Source organism: uncultured Coprobacter sp. (genome assembly GCF_947855755.1).
Taxonomy (GTDB): domain Bacteria; phylum Bacteroidota; class Bacteroidia; order Bacteroidales; family Coprobacteraceae; genus Coprobacter.
The window spans coordinates 67,498-84,118 of record NZ_CANUAR010000007.1; the positions used below are offsets into that span (position 1 = coordinate 67,498).

Consider the following 16,621-nt stretch of genomic DNA (forward strand, 5'->3'; position numbering starts at 1 on the left):
TCAAAACTTAATTATTCACTTCGTAATGCCTCTATCGGTTTTACCCGCACAGCTTTCCGAGCCGGGAAATATCCGGCAAGAACTCCGGACACAACAAGGACCAATGTTGCAGAAACCGCTATCGAAAGATCTACCGTAGGATTCTGAAATATCATATCTTTACCCATTTCTCCACCCACCAACAAAGCATTTACACCTTCCGTTAAACCGATTCCGGCAATCATTCCCAAATAACCGAAAAAAAGCGTTACACAAACCGATTCAATTACGACCAGCCTCAAAATAGAAGCAGGAGTAGCCCCTAATGCTTTTCGGATGCCTAATTCCCGAGTCCGCTCTTTTACTGAGATCAACATAATATTACTAACTCCTACAATGCCGGCGATAAGAGTCCCGATACCGATAATCCAAATAAAAATTTGTATCCCGTTAAATATTCCTTGTGTCTGCAAATAATCGGATATCGTATTTCTGACGTACAACGCATTCCTATCGTCCGGAGAAAAATCCCCGATCTGTCCCAACGTTTCCCGCATCCCTCGTTCAAAAGCAGCATTTTCCTCTAATGAGTTTACACCCTCTACCAACATTTCCAAGCTCTTATATTTTTCGTCAGGAAAATAAATTTTTCCGGCAGTCGATAACGGAATAAATACATCTGGCGAACTCTGCATAAGTTCTTCTGTATAGATACCGACAACCTTATAAACCACATCTCCGGCTCTGATAAGCTGTCCTATAGCCGATTTGGATTTAAATAACGTCTCGGCCGTACGCTCGTGAATTACAGCTACTTTACGAGCCATTTTCATATCAGCTTCATTAATGAAACGCCCTCCTCCCGCTACAATTTCTATATTACGAATAGACGGATATTCGGGAGAAACAGCTTTTATCAAATTAAACATAGATTCTTTTCCTACCGACAAAGTATCTCCCCAGCGATCGAGAACAGCGGTGAAACGGGTAACCTCCGGATGAAGTTTACGAAATTCGGATACATCCTCAGGGCGAAAACTTACTTGTCTGTTTTTGGGCATACCTTTATACGGAAGATACGTCCGCCCCGTCCATAAGGCTACGGCATTTTTTGCACGCCATGAGAATTTACTCTGTACCCCGTTCTTCAACCCATTACCTGCACCCAATAGTAGGATAAGCATAAAAATACCCCATGCAACAGAAAAGCCGGTCAGAAATGTTCGTAATTTATTATTACGCAAAGCACCCCATATTTCCTGAATAATGTTCCACATACTTATCCTATCTTAAAACCTCGACCGAACCGATAATCCCGTCTTTGATATGAACGACCTTATTCGTCTGAATGGCAATATCTCTCTCATGAGTTACGACAACCAAAGTCATTCCTTCTTCATTTACCTCTTTCAATAAATCCATAACCTCCTGACTCGTCTTACTGTCCAATGCTCCGGTCGGCTCATCAGCCAATATAATCTGCGGACGGGCAATCAACGCCCGTGCTATGGCAATCCGCTGTTTTTGTCCTCCAGACAATTCAGAAGGCAAGTGCAGAGCATGTTCTCGAAGTCCCATTTTTTCGAGATACTCCATTGCCTGCATATTTCTTTTTTTACGTGATACATTCTGATAATATAAAGGAAGAGCGACATTCTCCATCGCATTTTTAAAAGATATCAGATTGAATGATTGAAAAACAAATCCGATCATCCGATTACGATACTCAGCAGCCTTAGTCTCCGATAAATTCTTAATAAGCACATCATTCAAATAATAATTACCCGAGTCATAATCATCCAAAATACCCAATATATTCAACAGAGTGGACTTTCCAGATCCGGATGCTCCCATTATCGAAACCAACTCCCCCTTGCCGATCTCCAAATCGACACCTTTTAGCACATGTAATGGAGAACCATTATGGTAAGTTTTGTGAATTTGCTCAAGACGTATCATAGTCAAATATTCTATATAATTTTAATCTTAGACGCGTATTACAGCTCTAAAGGTTGCAAATAATAATTTTCAGTCAAAAAATACCTGTACAAAATTTTAACAGGCTCAAATTTACCTCTTATTCTACTCCTCAAAGATACAAAACATAAAGTACCATGTAATACATAGTACCATTAAATACGAACAAGCCAACATTATTTAACATTCGCAACCAAAAACTATAAAAAGGCTATTGAAATCGGATCGATGAAAATTCGATAACGATCCAACAGGAAAAGATAGTCATGTCGATAAAGGCCGTCCAAACCTGCCCATAAAAACAAACCGACACTACAAATTAAATGTTAACCCTCCCAAATATATTTCTTTTCTATATAATAATTGACATAGAATTACTATTTTTGTGTTCTTATTAACTACCGAACATGAAGCAATATTTAGACCTTTTACAACGTGTATTGCAGGAAGGAATCCATAAGGAAGACCGTACCGGGACAGGTACGATCAGTGTATTCGGACACCAAATGCGATTCAATATGGAAGATGGTTTTCCACTATTGACAACAAAAAAGCTGCATTTAAAATCGATTATATACGAACTTCTATGGTTTCTTAAAGGTGATACAAATGTCAAATATCTTCAAGATAATGGAGTAAGAATATGGAATGAATGGGCCGACGAAAACGGAGATTTGGGACATATATACGGTTATCAGTGGCGATCATGGCCTGATTATAATGGCGGTCATATAGATCAAATAACCGAAGCTGTAGAAACGATCAAACACAATCCCGATTCTCGCAGAATAATCGTAAGTGCATGGAATGTCGCCGACCTTCCCCAGATGAATCTCCCTCCCTGCCATGCATTTTTTCAGTTTTATGTAGCAAACGGACGCTTGAGTTTACAACTCTACCAGCGTAGTGCCGACATCTTTTTAGGAGTTCCGTTCAACATTGCATCATACGCTTTGTTATTACAAATGATGGCACAAGTCACCGGACTAAAAGCCGGAGATTTTGTTCACACATTGGGAGACGCTCATATTTATAGTAATCATATCGAACAGGTAAAATTACAATTAACTCGGACGCCTCGCCCATTACCGCAAATGAAAATAAATTCGAATGTAAAAGATATATTCGGATTCAAATATGAAGATTTTATACTTACCGGATATGATCCGCACCCTCACATAAAAGGTGAGGTTGCTGTATAAATACCGGTAAAAACTATTTAATAATAACCTAATACAGATAATATTATGCCAACAATTTCTTTAATCGCCGCAGTAGCTGAAGATATGGCTATCGGCAAAAATAAAGAGCTTTTGTGTCATATGCCCAACGATCTGAAACGGTTTAAAGATCTGACCGTAAATCATGCCGTTATCATGGGACGCCGTACATTCGAATCCCTACCCGACGGGGCATTACCTAATCGTAAGAATTTGGTTCTTACCTCTATACCCGAATCATTTTATGATAACGCTTTTGCTTGTTCTTCGATAGAAGATGCCCTTAACTTATGCGAATCTCAAGATGAAGTCTTCGTTATCGGAGGAGCTATGATATACAAGCAAACCATCGAAATAGCCGATAAATTGTATATTACGGAAATTCATCATAAATTCGAAAATGCCGATACGTTTTTCCCTGTCATCGACCCCAATAAATGGAAAGAAGTTTTTCGGGAAGACCATTCGGCAGATAAAAAACATCCTTACTCCTATTCTTTCGTAATCTACGAAAAAAAATAATATAAAATAAAGCGGCAATATCGACCGAAAACTTCGATCGATATTGCCGCTTTTAATAATTAATCAACAATTTCAGTGATGATTCCTCCATCACGATTAAATTTTAATTTCACTTCCGGCTGAGTTTCAAGACTTACCTCATAGCCATAACTATGCTGGCTGATTTCAACAATCGAAGCATCCGGATATTCTTGAGCGACATACGTCAAAATAGCTCCCGGTAACAGATCATACAAGACAGGTCCCGGAATTTCAACGCCATTGCCATCCACCTCTTGCCACCCGCCATTCCTGTAAAACCTCAACACAAAACCATTTGCAAGTTCTACTTTATAATGAGGCTCTCCGTCCTCTTTCTCAACTGAAGTCACATCTACCCCAGAGAAATAATTTTCTATAAAATGTCGGCTTTCGACCGGCAAATTATTATAAACAATTTTCTTATCATCATCATCACATGAGAAAAATATTCCCATGACCGAAAACAATAATATTACAACTATCCCAACAGATTTCAAATTCATAGCTCTTTCGATTTATTATTCGTAGTATATTGGATAACAAGGCTATATACAAAAGTTTCACGGGATTAAGATTATTTGACTACATTTAAGAGCCTGTTTGAAATTTTCGATAAAAAAATATTTTCAAGTCATTTCTACATTTTCTTTCGGTTTGCTTTCCCGTTTTCACTCGTCAGATAGCCCGATATCATCCTCGTAAAAAAAGACAAAATATCTTCGAAAGATACTCCCAAACCCGACCCAAGTGAAATATAGACAAACTCCAATTCATAACAAAAAATCCGCATTTTATAAAAAATACGGATTTCCAACAAATATCAATCAAAGTATCCTTACTTCATTTTATTTTCAAAAGTCTCGATTCCCCCTTTTAAGAAATTCAAATAAGCAGGAATATCCTCATTATAAGAGTACGAAGGAGCTATGGGATAACCCTCTGTATCCAACAAAACATAAAACGGCTGTGCATTAGCACCGAATTTCGACCGCTGTAAATAACTCCAGCGATCCCCTACCGTACGAAGCGTGCGTGTCTTTCCATACTCCTCTATTTTCACCGGTTCAGATAACGGAGTCTTGTCATCTACCATTAAAGTAATCAGTACGTAATCATTATCAATCATCGCTTTTACGGCCGGATCAGTCCATACAGCAGCCTCCATTTTCCGACAATTCACACAACCGAATCCGGAGAAATCGATCATAACCGGCTTATTTACTTTCTTGGCATACGCCATACCTTCATCATAATCCGTAAATTTGGCATGTACCTCTTCTTTATAAAGATTAAAATCTTGTGTATTCAACGGAGGAGTAAATGCGCTGATCGCTTTCAAGGGAGCTCCCCATAAGCCAGGAATCATATAAATAGTAAAAGCTAAAGAAACGATTGCCATAAAAAGGCGTGGAACAGAAACATATTTTATATCACTATCATGAGAAAACTTAATTTTACCGAGTAAATAAAATCCCAATAAAGTAAAAATAATAATCCATAAAGTCACAAATACCTCCCGGTCAAGGATATGCCAACCATAAGCCAAGTCGGCAACAGACAGGAATTTTAAAGCCAAAGCCAGTTCTAAGAAGCCTAACACCACTTTTACAGAATTCAACCAACCTCCCGATTTGGGCATCGATTTGAGCATAGAAGGGAATATGGCAAACAAAGAGAAAGGAATGGATAATGCAACCGCAAATCCCAACATTCCGATCGCAGGACCGGCAATCTCTCCCATCGATGCCGCCTGAACCAGAAGCGTGCCGATAATAGGACCGGTACAAGAGAAAGATACCAGAACCAAAGTAAATGCCATAAAAGAGATGCTCAAGATGCCGGTAGTCGCATCGGCTTTACTATCCAGTTTTGTAGTCCAAGAAGCCGGTAAAGTTAATTCGAACGCTCCGAAAAATGATATAGCAAACAGCACCAACAACGCAAAAAATATAATATTGAATATTGCATTCGTCGCCAAATTATTCAAAGCACTTGCCCCGAAAATAGCCGTAATAATCAAACCCAATACTACATAAATAATAATAATGGCAATACCGTACATAACGGCATCCCGTATCGATTTTTTACGATCCTTCGTACGTTTCAGGAAAAAGCTTACAGTCATCGGAATCATAGGCCACACGCAAGGAGTAAGCAAAGCAAGCAAACCTCCTCCGAATCCTAAAAGAAAAATAATCAGAAGCGATCTTTCGGCAGTACCGCCATTTTCTCCAAAAGCATTAAGTTCATCTATTACCGGAGTCCACAAATCGTTTTTCGAGACCTCTGTCCGAACAGCAACAGAATCGGCTGCAACAGACCGAACAGCTATAAGCGTATCAGCTTTTAAAACTTCGTTTTTTTGTTCCGGCTCAAGCGAAGATTTTGAGTCTTCTTTTTTCAAAGATTTCGATTTCACCTTCTCTGCAGATGTCCCTTTTCCCGTAAGAGTAAACTCTTCGGTCGTCGGAGGAAGACAACTTTGGTCATTACAAGACATCGCCCTTACGTTTCCTGTTATAGAAAATGTCGGTGCGGTCAATTTTATTTTCTGAACAAATACAGCTTGCTTTTCATACCAACCGAGTTCCATTTCGAACTGTTTGTCATATTTCTTTATCAGATGAGACGACGAGGTTACTTCCCCATCCAAAACCGCGCCTTGTATCTCATCAAATGAAAATGTCGTTGCCGCAGGTCCTCCATCCGGAATGTTCATCCCGTAAAGATGCCATCCTTCATCAATATTGGCAATAAATACAAGCTCTTTTTCAGAATCGGAAATATCTTTCACCGAAAAGGTCCAATGTACTGCCTCGATAATTTGAGCATAGCTTATAACGCTCAAACATAAAAGAAGCAGCAGCGAAAATAATTTCTTCATTATCATTCAGTTTTTTAACTCATTAGCGGAACTTTACGATTCCGGTAAAAACAGTTTTATATAATCAACAGAAAAGTCGAAAAAAAGATTGTCTCAAAACAACTGTAAAACTCATTTTAAAACAATCCAGTCCTACTTTTTACAAAAGTATTTAATGACTACGGTATTTGATATAATTTCACCTGCTTTATTAACAGTTTTTACAGAATAAGTTCCAGTAATCAGGTTAGATATGTCTATCGTTAGAACCACTTTTTCCAATGTATTACAAATATCGAACCATAAAAACATCTCCATATTCATTAAACTCCCAATAAACCTCGTTCAAATTTTCCGATAAAGTAATTTAGTCAGATTCTAAAAAACGCTCACATGAATCAAATTTGTTTTGTACATTTGTTTTATCAAGATCATAATCGATATATGAAACTAATTCATACGGCAGATTGGCATATAGGACAATCATTTTACGGATATAACCGAGACAACGAACATCAAATGTTTTTTGAATGGTTATGCACTGTGGTACAAAAGGAAAAAGCTGATGTATTACTCATTGCCGGAGATGTTTTCGATTCTCCCAATCCTCCAGCTTCGGCACAACGTTTATTTTACCATTTCCTAAGGAATGTCACCGAAAGAAACCCGCATCTGCAAATCATAATCATATCGGGAAACCACGACTCGGCTGCCCGCTTGGAAGCTCCCATGCCTTTGTTGGAATCGATGAACATCACGATCAAAGGTGTTATAAAAAGAAATGAAGACGGAATCGACTACTCAGATTTGTTAGTTCCCATTTATGATAAAGAGGGAAATATCCTCATTTGGTGTATGGCTGTCCCCTACATAAGACAAGGAGATTATCCTCCTTCAGACAGTTACGCAGAAGGTGTAAAAAATCTGTATAACGCCATATATAACGAGGCTTTGAAGCATGCAGAGCACGACCAAATGATTATCGCTATGGGACATTTGCAGGCCACAGGATCTGAGATTTCAGAAGACGACCAGAGCGAACGTACCGTAATCGGCGGTTTGGAGTGCATTTCTCCCGAAGCCTTTGCTCCCGGCATTTCTTACACGGCTCTCGGCCATTTGCACAAAGGACAGCGTGTTTCGAAACGAGAAAATGTCCGTTATGCCGGAAGTCCGTTGCCGATGTCTTTCGCTGAAAAAAATTATAAGCACGGTATAGAAGTCATTGAATTAGAGAAAGACAAAGCGATAAATATACGCAGAGAAATTTTCGATGCGCCGATTCCTCTGCAATCGATACCGGAAACGGCTCAACCGATAGACAAAGTTTTACAGGCAATAGATCATATAGACCCGTCTTCAAAAAATTATATAGAGGTGCTTGTATCGGTTGGTGGTCCTGAACCGTCTCTTAATTATAAAATAGAACAAGCACTGGAGAATAAGCAAGTACGTCTTACTCGTATTTTGCGAAAATCGGCGGTTGTTTCCGAATCAGGAGAACAGCAGATATTGGATTATAACGAACTTAAGAAAATCAGCCCTATAAAGATGGCAAAAGAAGTTTTTCTAAGGAAATACGGATCAGAAATGCCTACAGACATAGAAAGCTTATTAAACGAAGCAATCGAACAAACTGAGAGTTGAGAATATGAAAATATTAGCCATACGAGGAAAAAACCTCGCCTCGTTAGCCGAGGAATTTACAATAGATTTTACAACCGAACCATTATGTTCTGCCGGAATATTCGCAATTACCGGAGCTACAGGCTCTGGTAAATCGACCTTACTTGATGCGTTATGTCTGGCTCTATTTGATAAAACTCCCCGTACCGAAGGCAGTTCGGACAGTATATCCGTTTCTGATACCGAAGGGCAAAGTATCGGACAAAAAGATCCCCGTAGCATTTTACGCAGAGGTGTGACCCATGGATATGCAGAGGTAGATTTCAAGGCATTAAACGGTCTTTGTTACCGTAGTTCGTGGTCGGTAGCACGCGCCAGAGATAAAATAACCGGAAAATTGAAAAATGCAGAGATACGAGTATTCAGACTTGATAACCAGGAAGAAATACAAGGTACAAAAACCGAGGTTCTGTCTCATATTCAGGAACTGCTCGGCATGAATTTCGAACAATTTACTCGATCGGTACTATTAGCTCAAAATGATTTTTCCACATTTTTAAAAGCTAAACAGAACGAAAAAGCAGAATTGCTGGAAAAACTTACCGGAACTGATATTTATTCCCGTATATCGAAAACTATATACATGCGTGCCAAAGATGCTGAAGAACAATGGCAATTTATGCACAACCGCATTAAAGACATCGAACTTTTGCCGGAAGAAACTGTAAACCAATATCTAACAGAACAAAATTCGATCATCGAATCTCTTTCACTTCTACAAGATCAACAAAAGAGTATCGAAGAAAAACTGAATTGGATTAAAAACCGAGAAACACTTTTCCTTGAAAGGGAAAAAGCACAAAATGATCTGAAACAGATACAACAAGAACTTCTTGATGCTCAGCCCCGTTTCAACTATCTGCAACGTATCGACCGCATACAACCGATAAAAGAATACTATCTGAAACTAAAAACAGCGGAAGAACAACATATTAAAGCCAAAGCTCTCTATCAAACGCTACAAAAGCAACGAAATGAAATTTCAGAAAAATATAAAACAACAGAAAAAAATTATAAGCAAAATGAATCTCAACTGAAAAAGATAGAAGATACCTATATTCTTATAGAACCTCAATTAAGAAGGGCTCGCGAACTGGATATACGAATCGAGAACGGAAAAAAACAGACCGACACTCTAAAGTCCGATATAGACAAGATTACAAAAGAATTGGACGCAGAACAACAAATATATAAAACTCTGCACAAGGATATATTCACAACCGAGACTCAAGTAAAAGAAATTAAAAAATGGTTTACCGAACACGACCACTTTAAAGATATAATCCCTCACATAAGCTTGATCTTGAATTTAATCCGCGAAACGGAGATCGCCCGTGAACAAAAACGATCAAATGAAAATATACTTACATCATTAAACAAAACTCTCAAAGCGCAAGAGAAAAAATTAACGCAAGCAAGAACAGAACGTGAAAATCTGGAAAAACATCTTCCCAAAGAAATCATTCAATGGCGTTTACGGCTTGTCGAAGGCACTCCGTGCCCGGTATGCGGAAGCATACACCATCCGATAAAACAAAATACCGATACCTCGGAAGAGTTTTTACAATCGGAAAAATTGGAAGAACTCAAAGAAAACACCGATAAAATGATCTCTTCTCTTTCGGAAGAGATCGGACAAATCTCGATTTCTATCGAGCGATACCGCACTTTAATACAAAACTACGAAACATCGTATAAAAATGCGTATGCAAAGATTGCCGGATATTTCGATACTTTTCCTGATTGGGAAAAGTTATTGCAGGAGGAAACGCTGGAAAAACTATTAAAAGAAACAGAGTCTTTCTGGCAATTAAAGCAAGAGTCTCTTTCCCATTTATCAGAAAAACAAAATACTTTTAACGAAAAGCTCTCTGCAAAAGCTGATCTTATCAAACGATTGTCAGAAACCCGAAAAGAAAAAGAGCAACAACAACTCTTTGAGTCTTCCCGATTGTCTCAACTGCTCGAAGAAAGAAAAAGTTTATTTGAAGGACGACCGGCAAACGATATACAAACAAATTATGAGAAGCGAAAACAAGAAGTTTCAAAATTACTCGAAGATTCTCGAAAAACATTAAACGATATTGCCGGAAAGCAAGAGCATCTAAACGGCATATCCGCTGCAAATGAGAATGAGCTGAGACAGCGTTCTAACGAAATAGAAACGGAAAAACAAAACATAAAGGAATGGCTCTCCGATTTTAACCGCACCTCGACCTCCCCTCTTTCACCAGAAGATTTGCCGGAGCTTTTATCCCGGTCTCCGGAATGGATTACTCGTGAACGGGAACAATTGACAGACTTTTTCCGACGGGAAAGCATCTGTAAAGCAACACTTATCGAAAGAGAAAACAAACTCAAAGCTCATGAATCGAAAAATCCGGGAGTTATAAGCACAAATCATGATGAATCTCTGATAAAACAAATTGAAGAGATCAATAATAACATAAAATCATGCCAACAAAGAAATATCGACATCTCTGCATTGTTACAATCCCATCAACGTAATTCAGAAAAAGTAAAACAGTTTACAAATGAACTCGATCGGTTAAGTCTTATTTCGGAAAAATGGAATAAACTAAATGAATTATTAGGTTCACAAAGCGGTGATAAATTCAAAAAGATCGCACAAGGATATACTCTCGACATATTATTGTCGTATGCAAACAGACATCTGCAAGAGTTATCAAAACGATATGTATTACAGCGCATTCCGGACACACTCGGACTACAAATTTCCGACCTCGATATGGGAGGAGAAATAAGATCGGTACACTCTCTATCGGGAGGAGAGTCTTTCCTCATCTCTCTGGCTCTTGCCTTAGGCTTGTCTTCCGTATCTTCGAACCGCATGCAAGTCGAATCCTTATTTATCGACGAAGGGTTCGGTTCTCTCGATATAGATACCCTACGCATCGCAATGGATGCTCTTGAACGATTACAGACAGGAGGGAGAAAAATCGGTGTCATATCACATGTACAAGAAATGACCGAACGTATTGCCGTACAAATACGTGTAGAAAAAATAAGCAACGGGAAAAGCCGAATATCGATAGCGGGATAAAATCGGATGATAAAACCAAACGGTCTGTAAAAATGTTTATACCATATAAATTCTAAAAACAGATTGTCATGAGTTTTTTGTGGTATATATTGATCGGTATCCTCGCAGGATGGGTAGCCGGAAAAATTATGAGAGGTGGAGGTTTCGGACTGGTCGTTAATTTAGTAGTCGGCATTATTGGCGGTCTGCTCGGCGGCTGGTTATTCGGGCTTTTCGGTCTTATTCCTGTCGGCTCGATCGGCAGCTTTATCACATCCGTAATCGGAGCTATCGTTCTGTTATGGTTGGTTTCATTCATGCAGCCTAAACAAAAACAATAAAAAGTTCTACTGAACTTTTTTTCACTTAGAATCTGTTTAAAGAACCCCTCAAACCTGACCCGGGTAAAATTTAAACAGGTATTTATAAATACCGAAAATGGTATATCCTCAAAAAATATCCATTTTCGGTATTAATGTTCACAATCCTCTTCGAGACAGAATATATTCTCTACTCTGAATATTAAAAATTATCAAAATATCCTCGTTCTTAAAAATATCGTCACATAATCATCCACTTAATTTTATATTTATTTCCTCTCCACGATTATTAATCTCAAATTAATCGAAATACAATTAATTCAATAATCGCCTTATCTCATATTTGTCATGTTAACTGAAAGTTATTTCAAATTATTATTTCTAAATAAACATACTTATGAAAACATGTACATTCAAACAGGCAGCATCTTTACTATTATGTTGTCTCATTACTACGGCTTCGGCCAAAGAAATTTATCTATCATCCAATGGAAAAGACAAAAATGACGGTACAACTCCTGCTACTGCCGTAAAAACCCTTTCCAAAGCGTTATCCCTCGCCGATAAAGGTGACGAAATCAAAGTATCGGGATTTATCGATATTTCTAAAGAGCCAACTTCCGATCAATACGGAAACGGATGCTACAACCTGAAAGGTAACCAAGGGGTCAAGTTCCCCAACAAGGCGTTGACTATCACGGGAGATGATCGAGAAACTTGCGGATTCGACGGAAAATCAAATTCCGGAAACGGAACAGGCTGCCTTCGCTTAGATGGTGTATATGACGGATTAACTGTCAAGAACCTTACTATAAAAAATGGTGATCCTTGCGGAGATAAAGGAGGCGGTGCTTATATACGAGGAGGTAAAATTACATTCGATAACTGTGCTTTCATTGACAATCGAAACTATAAACAGAATAACGGTACTACTCGAGGAGGCGCTATTTATTACGAAGGAAATCATCCGGACTCTAAGTTGACCCTTAACAAATGTATATTTAAAGGTAACTTGAACAAAGAAGGTAGTGATATCTTTTTCAGTAACGGAGCATTACTTGCCGACGGTTGTTCTTTCGAAGGAACTGACGCCAGTGGATACGCTGGTTCGGAAGGCGGAGTTCTGAAAACGACTACACAGGGAGATTTCAATGATATCGTATTCCGCAATTCAGTTATCAGAAACTATAAAGTAGATACGAACGGTGCTGCATTTAGCCTAAAACATCTCGTAAAAGATAAAAACTTAAATTTACGAGTTGAGAATTGTCTCATTTACAATAATCAATGCTTGAAATATCAAGGTGGAGTATGTATTGTAGATAACAGCCAACCTTCGGGCACAGATAAAGTAACTTTTATCAATACGACCATGTACGGGAATAAAGCCATGTCCGGCGGAGCTATCATGCTCGACCAAGTTCCCGAGACAACAAGCACATTCGACCTTATCAACTGCACTATCGTAGGCAACGACTCCCAATCCGGCGGAGGAATACGTATCAATAACAGAGCTGTAAATATGACTAAACGCATCTATAACTGCATTCTGGAAGGCAATACTGAAAAAGGAGAACACCCTTCAGACCTGTCCATACAATATAATGATGTCAACGGAAACGAACTGGTTATCAAAAATTCATTTATAGGATCAGAATCCAGCAATAAACTAAGCGACGGCTTTGCCGCCAAAAGCCAAATAAATTATACCTCGAACGGCATATCATGCGGTCTTGTGGAAAATCCTGCCGAGTATATACAAAAATTAAGATGTATTCCTTTAAAAGACGATGTTCAAGCGTTAAAAGCCGGGAATGCACAATATTTGAAAGAAGTGGGTGTATATGTCGATCAACTACAAAAAACAAGACCTTATAGCGACAATAAATGTGCCGCAGGAGCAATAGAAAATCCGATCGGTAAAATCGGAAAGTAACTTTATAAATTAAGAGTTTGTTAAAATTTAGACTAAGCTACCATCCGAGAAAATCATTCGAACTCCGGATGGTAGCTTTATTCTACAAATTATTCTTTTAATACTTCATCAAACATCACGTGATTATTTCAGGTTTTCCTTAAAAAATACTTCCAATTTATCAAAAGGAATAAGATTTATACGGTCATACAGATCTACATGCCCGGCACTCGGAACAACATAAAGTTCTTTGGGTTCAAACGCCCGTTTATAAGCATCTTCGCTGAACTCCCGAGAATGGGCATTCTCTCCGGTAATAAAAAGCAACGGACGAGGGGAAATGGTTTCTATATCGTTAAATGGATAGAAATTCATAAATTTCACATTACCGGTAAGAGTCGGATGTGTCGTTGTAAGCGGAGTCGCACCTTTAGGTGTATATTCGCCACGTGAAGTACGGTAAAAATCATAAAATTCTCGCTCAATAGGGGTTGAATTTGCATTCAACTCATGTACTGTTCCACTGGTATATTTCGTTTCACCGCCCGTAAATTCGACATAGCGCTGTTCCGCTGCCTCAGCAAGAATTTGCCGCCGTTGTTCAAGTGTTACGGCATGTTTCAATCCATCACGATTAGCAGCTCCCATATCATACATACTTATCGTGGCAATCGCTTTCAATCTCGGATCTATCTTCGCTGCACTAATAGCAAAGCTACCACTACCGCAAATTCCTATAACCCCGATTTTCTCACGGTCAACAAATTTTCTCGAACCGAGAAAATCAACTGCCGCACTAAAAGTCTCAGAATACATATCAGGAGACACGGCATTGCGAGGCAAACCTTCACTCTCTCCCCAAAACAGAAGATCTATAGATAAGGTTACAAATCCCCGTTCAGCCATTTTTATCGCATAAAGGTTGGCACTCTGTTCTTTAACCGCGCCCATCGGATGCCCGACAATAATGGCAGGATATTTTTTTTCTGTCTCCATTTTTTCGGGGAGAAACAGGTTACCTCCTATTTTCATTTTATATTGATTAAGAAAAGAGACCTTTTCCATTTTCACGTTATCACTTTTGTAAAAGTTATTTGCATCGGTTTGTGCGAAAGAGACATAATGCACTGTCATAACCAATATAGCTATAAAAAATATCCGTTTCATAGTTCTAATAATATACATATTTCTTACTTTTTATTTCTTATATCCTGTCTCAATTTTCCAATAAAGAAATAAAACAGGTCACTTTTGCGCTTTCATTTGTCAAATAGTCCGCTGTCATCTTCGTGAGAACAGAAAAACATCCTCGAAAGAAACTCTCGAAACCGACTCGGGTAAAACTTAGACAGGCTCTTAAACATCAACTCTCATTTCAAACTTTTCTTAAAAAACGTACCCAATTTGTCAAACGGGATCATATCGACACGATCATAGAGGTCGATATGGCGCGCTCCCGGTACGATATAAAGTTCTTTCGGTTCAGCAGCCCGTTCATAAGCATCTTCACTGAAATAACGCGAATGCGCATTCTCTCCTATAATAAAAAGTAAAGGACGAGGAGAAATGGTCTCGATATAGTTCATCAGAGGGAAATTAATAAACGATAAATGACTCGTTTCGGAGAAACCTCCTCGAGCACGAGGATGATGCCCTCGCTTAAGAGCATAGTATTCCCAAAACTCAGTACCTATTGAATCGAGTCCTGCAGGTATCTCTGTCGCAGTCTCGACCGGGAATGACGGATTATACTCAGGTTCTCCGGCCTCAAAATCTTTCCAACGTTGTTCACTGAGACGTTCGAGCATCTGATCATATTCAACTTTCGTCATAGAATCTTTCCATCCATAATGATCTGCACGACTAATATCATACATACTTACTGTAACAACGGCTTTAATACGTTTATCTACCTGAGCTGCCGTAACTGCAAAGCCTCCACCCCCGCAAAGCCCGATCGCACCTATACGATTTCGATCAACAAACGGTCGTGTACCGATAAAATCGACAGCAGCACTAAAATCCTCGACAAAAATATCCGGAGAAGAAATATGGCGAGGTTCACCGCTGCTTTCTCCATTATAAGACTCATCAAAAGCCAATGTTATAAATCCTCGTTCGGCAAGTTTCATAGCATAAATACCTGCACCTTGTTCCTTCACCCCACCATAAGGTGTTCCTATGACAATTGCCGGGTATTTTCCAGATTTGTCAAAGTCTTTCGGCATATACATATCTGCAGCAACCGTAATCCCGAAACGATTTTTATATCGAACATTCTCAACTTCCACGTTATCACCGACAACAAAAGTCTTATCATTTTTTTGAGCACCAAGCGTATTCATAATTAGCGACATAAAAAATATCAAAAAACAAAATTTTCCATTCATCCTATCCTATTTTTAAGAATCACACACTTTTAGCCATTTCGTATGCCTCTTGCATTGCAGAATTACCCTTAATCTCACCCATGCGCCATACGCCTAATCCGAACACAATTCCTTTAATCGAAGGATTTTCCAAGCAATCGAGAAAACCTTGAAAAGTATCGATCGTGCGCAACATTTTTTCCTTATCGTCTTCTGCCGCCGTTACAATAAAAAAGAAATCTTTATTTTTCATCTCTGTATAACGCGCACAACAACGATCGATAAGAGTCTTCATTTGTGCAGACATCGTATAAAAATATACCGGAGTAGCCATAACAATTACATCTGCAGCAAGCATTTTCTCTATAATTTCAGACATATCATCTTTCTGAGGACAAGGCTTGCCATACATACTGCACACGCTACATCCCGTACAATAATTAATATTTTTATCCCGAAGAAAGATCTTTTCTGCCTCATTACCGACTTCTGTAGCTCCTCGTAAAAATTCATCACATAAAATGTCGGAGTTGCCGCCACGACGCGGACTCGACGAAAGAATCAATATTTTTTTCATTTTCTTCCTTAATGTTTTTTATTCGGTACAAAAATAATAGCTCTTCTATTACAGATTTGTAGATAAATCTTCGATTCTATTAACCAAATTACGGATTTTTCTATCGGAATAATTTTTACATGAATATGT

At 38.7% G+C, this 16,621-nt stretch carries 13 protein-coding genes; 6 read left to right on the top strand and 7 right to left on the bottom strand.

The window, feature by feature from the left end; translation table 11 throughout:
* Window positions 1–11: 11 nt before the first annotated feature.
* Complete coding sequence (locus Q0093_RS05845) at window positions 12–1,256, bottom strand: ABC transporter permease (protein ID WP_297928932.1); 1,245 nt, start codon at window positions 1,254–1,256, stop codon at window positions 12–14.
* A gap of 7 nt (window positions 1,257–1,263) precedes the next feature.
* Window positions 1,264–1,938, bottom strand: coding sequence for an ABC transporter ATP-binding protein (locus Q0093_RS05850; RefSeq protein WP_297928933.1), 675 nt, complete (start codon window positions 1,936–1,938; stop codon window positions 1,264–1,266).
* A 425-nt stretch (window positions 1,939–2,363) separates the two neighbouring features.
* On the opposite strand from Q0093_RS05850, the gene Q0093_RS05855 reads away from it, so the two are divergent.
* A complete protein-coding gene (locus tag Q0093_RS05855) occupies window positions 2,364–3,158 on the top strand; it encodes a thymidylate synthase (RefSeq protein ID WP_297928934.1) in 795 nt (264 codons plus the stop codon).
* A gap of 45 nt (window positions 3,159–3,203) precedes the next feature.
* A complete protein-coding gene (locus Q0093_RS05860; RefSeq protein WP_297928936.1) occupies window positions 3,204–3,698 on the top strand; it encodes a dihydrofolate reductase in 495 nt (164 codons plus the stop codon).
* Between the two features lie 59 nt (window positions 3,699–3,757).
* Here Q0093_RS05860 and Q0093_RS05865 read toward each other — a convergent pair whose 3' ends face one another.
* Window positions 3,758–4,222, bottom strand: coding sequence for a PepSY-like domain-containing protein (locus Q0093_RS05865; protein WP_294179096.1), 465 nt, complete (start codon window positions 4,220–4,222; stop codon window positions 3,758–3,760).
* A gap of 332 nt (window positions 4,223–4,554) precedes the next feature.
* On the bottom strand, window positions 4,555–6,603 hold the full coding sequence (locus Q0093_RS05870) for a cytochrome c biogenesis protein CcdA (RefSeq protein ID WP_297928938.1): 2,049 nt from the start codon (window positions 6,601–6,603) through the stop codon (window positions 4,555–4,557).
* A gap of 372 nt (window positions 6,604–6,975) precedes the next feature.
* Here Q0093_RS05870 and Q0093_RS05875 point away from each other — a divergent pair, with 372 nt between their 5' ends.
* The 4 genes from Q0093_RS05875 to Q0093_RS05890 all read left to right on the top strand — a co-directional run bounded on the left by Q0093_RS05875 (window position 6,976) and on the right by Q0093_RS05890 (window position 13,567).
* Window positions 6,976–8,229, top strand: coding sequence for an exonuclease SbcCD subunit D (locus tag Q0093_RS05875; protein ID WP_297928940.1), 1,254 nt, complete (start codon window positions 6,976–6,978; stop codon window positions 8,227–8,229).
* A 4-nt stretch (window positions 8,230–8,233) separates the two neighbouring features.
* A complete protein-coding gene (locus Q0093_RS05880) occupies window positions 8,234–11,332 on the top strand; it encodes an AAA family ATPase (protein ID WP_297928942.1) in 3,099 nt (1,032 codons plus the stop codon).
* 68 nt (window positions 11,333–11,400) lie between these two features.
* The gene (locus tag Q0093_RS05885) at window positions 11,401–11,652 is read left to right on the top strand and encodes a GlsB/YeaQ/YmgE family stress response membrane protein (RefSeq protein ID WP_009317809.1); all 252 of its coding nucleotides are present in this window, start codon (window positions 11,401–11,403) and stop codon (window positions 11,650–11,652) included.
* A gap of 376 nt (window positions 11,653–12,028) precedes the next feature.
* Complete coding sequence (locus Q0093_RS05890; RefSeq protein ID WP_297928944.1) at window positions 12,029–13,567, top strand: hypothetical protein; 1,539 nt, start codon at window positions 12,029–12,031, stop codon at window positions 13,565–13,567.
* Window positions 13,568–13,690: 123 nt separating this feature from the next.
* On the opposite strand, the gene Q0093_RS05895 is transcribed toward Q0093_RS05890, so the two are convergent.
* From Q0093_RS05895 to Q0093_RS05905, 3 genes are all read right to left on the bottom strand, one after another.
* The gene (locus Q0093_RS05895) at window positions 13,691–14,713 is read right to left on the bottom strand and encodes an alpha/beta hydrolase (protein WP_297928946.1); all 1,023 of its coding nucleotides are present in this window, start codon (window positions 14,711–14,713) and stop codon (window positions 13,691–13,693) included.
* Window positions 14,714–14,916: 203 nt separating this feature from the next.
* Entirely contained in the window at window positions 14,917–15,936 is a 1,020-nt protein-coding gene (locus Q0093_RS05900) for an alpha/beta hydrolase (RefSeq protein WP_297928948.1), read from the bottom strand.
* A gap of 19 nt (window positions 15,937–15,955) precedes the next feature.
* Window positions 15,956–16,492 carry a flavodoxin family protein gene (locus Q0093_RS05905; RefSeq protein WP_294179078.1) on the bottom strand — a complete coding sequence of 179 codons (537 nt, stop codon included), beginning with the start codon at window positions 16,490–16,492 and terminating at the stop codon, window positions 15,956–15,958.
* Window positions 16,493–16,621 lie beyond the last annotated feature (129 nt).

What these genes read in the sequence shown, in the direction of transcription:
- Q0093_RS05845 (WP_297928932.1), bottom strand. Translation starts at nt 1,256, where the DNA reads ATGTGGAACATTATTCAGGAAATATGGGGTGCTTTGCGTAATAATAAA.
- Q0093_RS05850 (WP_297928933.1), bottom strand. Translation starts at nt 1,938, where the DNA reads ATGATACGTCTTGAGCAAATTCACAAAACTTACCATAATGGTTCTCCA.
- Q0093_RS05855 (WP_297928934.1), top strand. Translation starts at nt 2,364, where the DNA reads ATGAAGCAATATTTAGACCTTTTACAACGTGTATTGCAGGAAGGAATC.
- Q0093_RS05860 (WP_297928936.1), top strand. Translation starts at nt 3,204, where the DNA reads ATGCCAACAATTTCTTTAATCGCCGCAGTAGCTGAAGATATGGCTATC.
- Q0093_RS05865 (WP_294179096.1), bottom strand. Translation starts at nt 4,222, where the DNA reads ATGAATTTGAAATCTGTTGGGATAGTTGTAATATTATTGTTTTCGGTC.
- Q0093_RS05870 (WP_297928938.1), bottom strand. Translation starts at nt 6,603, where the DNA reads ATGAAGAAATTATTTTCGCTGCTGCTTCTTTTATGTTTGAGCGTTATA.
- Q0093_RS05875 (WP_297928940.1), top strand. Translation starts at nt 6,976, where the DNA reads ATGAATCAAATTTGTTTTGTACATTTGTTTTATCAAGATCATAATCGA.
- Q0093_RS05880 (WP_297928942.1), top strand. Translation starts at nt 8,234, where the DNA reads ATGAAAATATTAGCCATACGAGGAAAAAACCTCGCCTCGTTAGCCGAG.
- Q0093_RS05885 (WP_009317809.1), top strand. Translation starts at nt 11,401, where the DNA reads ATGAGTTTTTTGTGGTATATATTGATCGGTATCCTCGCAGGATGGGTA.
- Q0093_RS05890 (WP_297928944.1), top strand. Translation starts at nt 12,029, where the DNA reads ATGAAAACATGTACATTCAAACAGGCAGCATCTTTACTATTATGTTGT.
- Q0093_RS05895 (WP_297928946.1), bottom strand. Translation starts at nt 14,713, where the DNA reads ATGAAACGGATATTTTTTATAGCTATATTGGTTATGACAGTGCATTAT.
- Q0093_RS05900 (WP_297928948.1), bottom strand. Translation starts at nt 15,936, where the DNA reads ATGAATGGAAAATTTTGTTTTTTGATATTTTTTATGTCGCTAATTATG.
- Q0093_RS05905 (WP_294179078.1), bottom strand. Translation starts at nt 16,492, where the DNA reads ATGAAAAAAATATTGATTCTTTCGTCGAGTCCGCGTCGTGGCGGCAAC.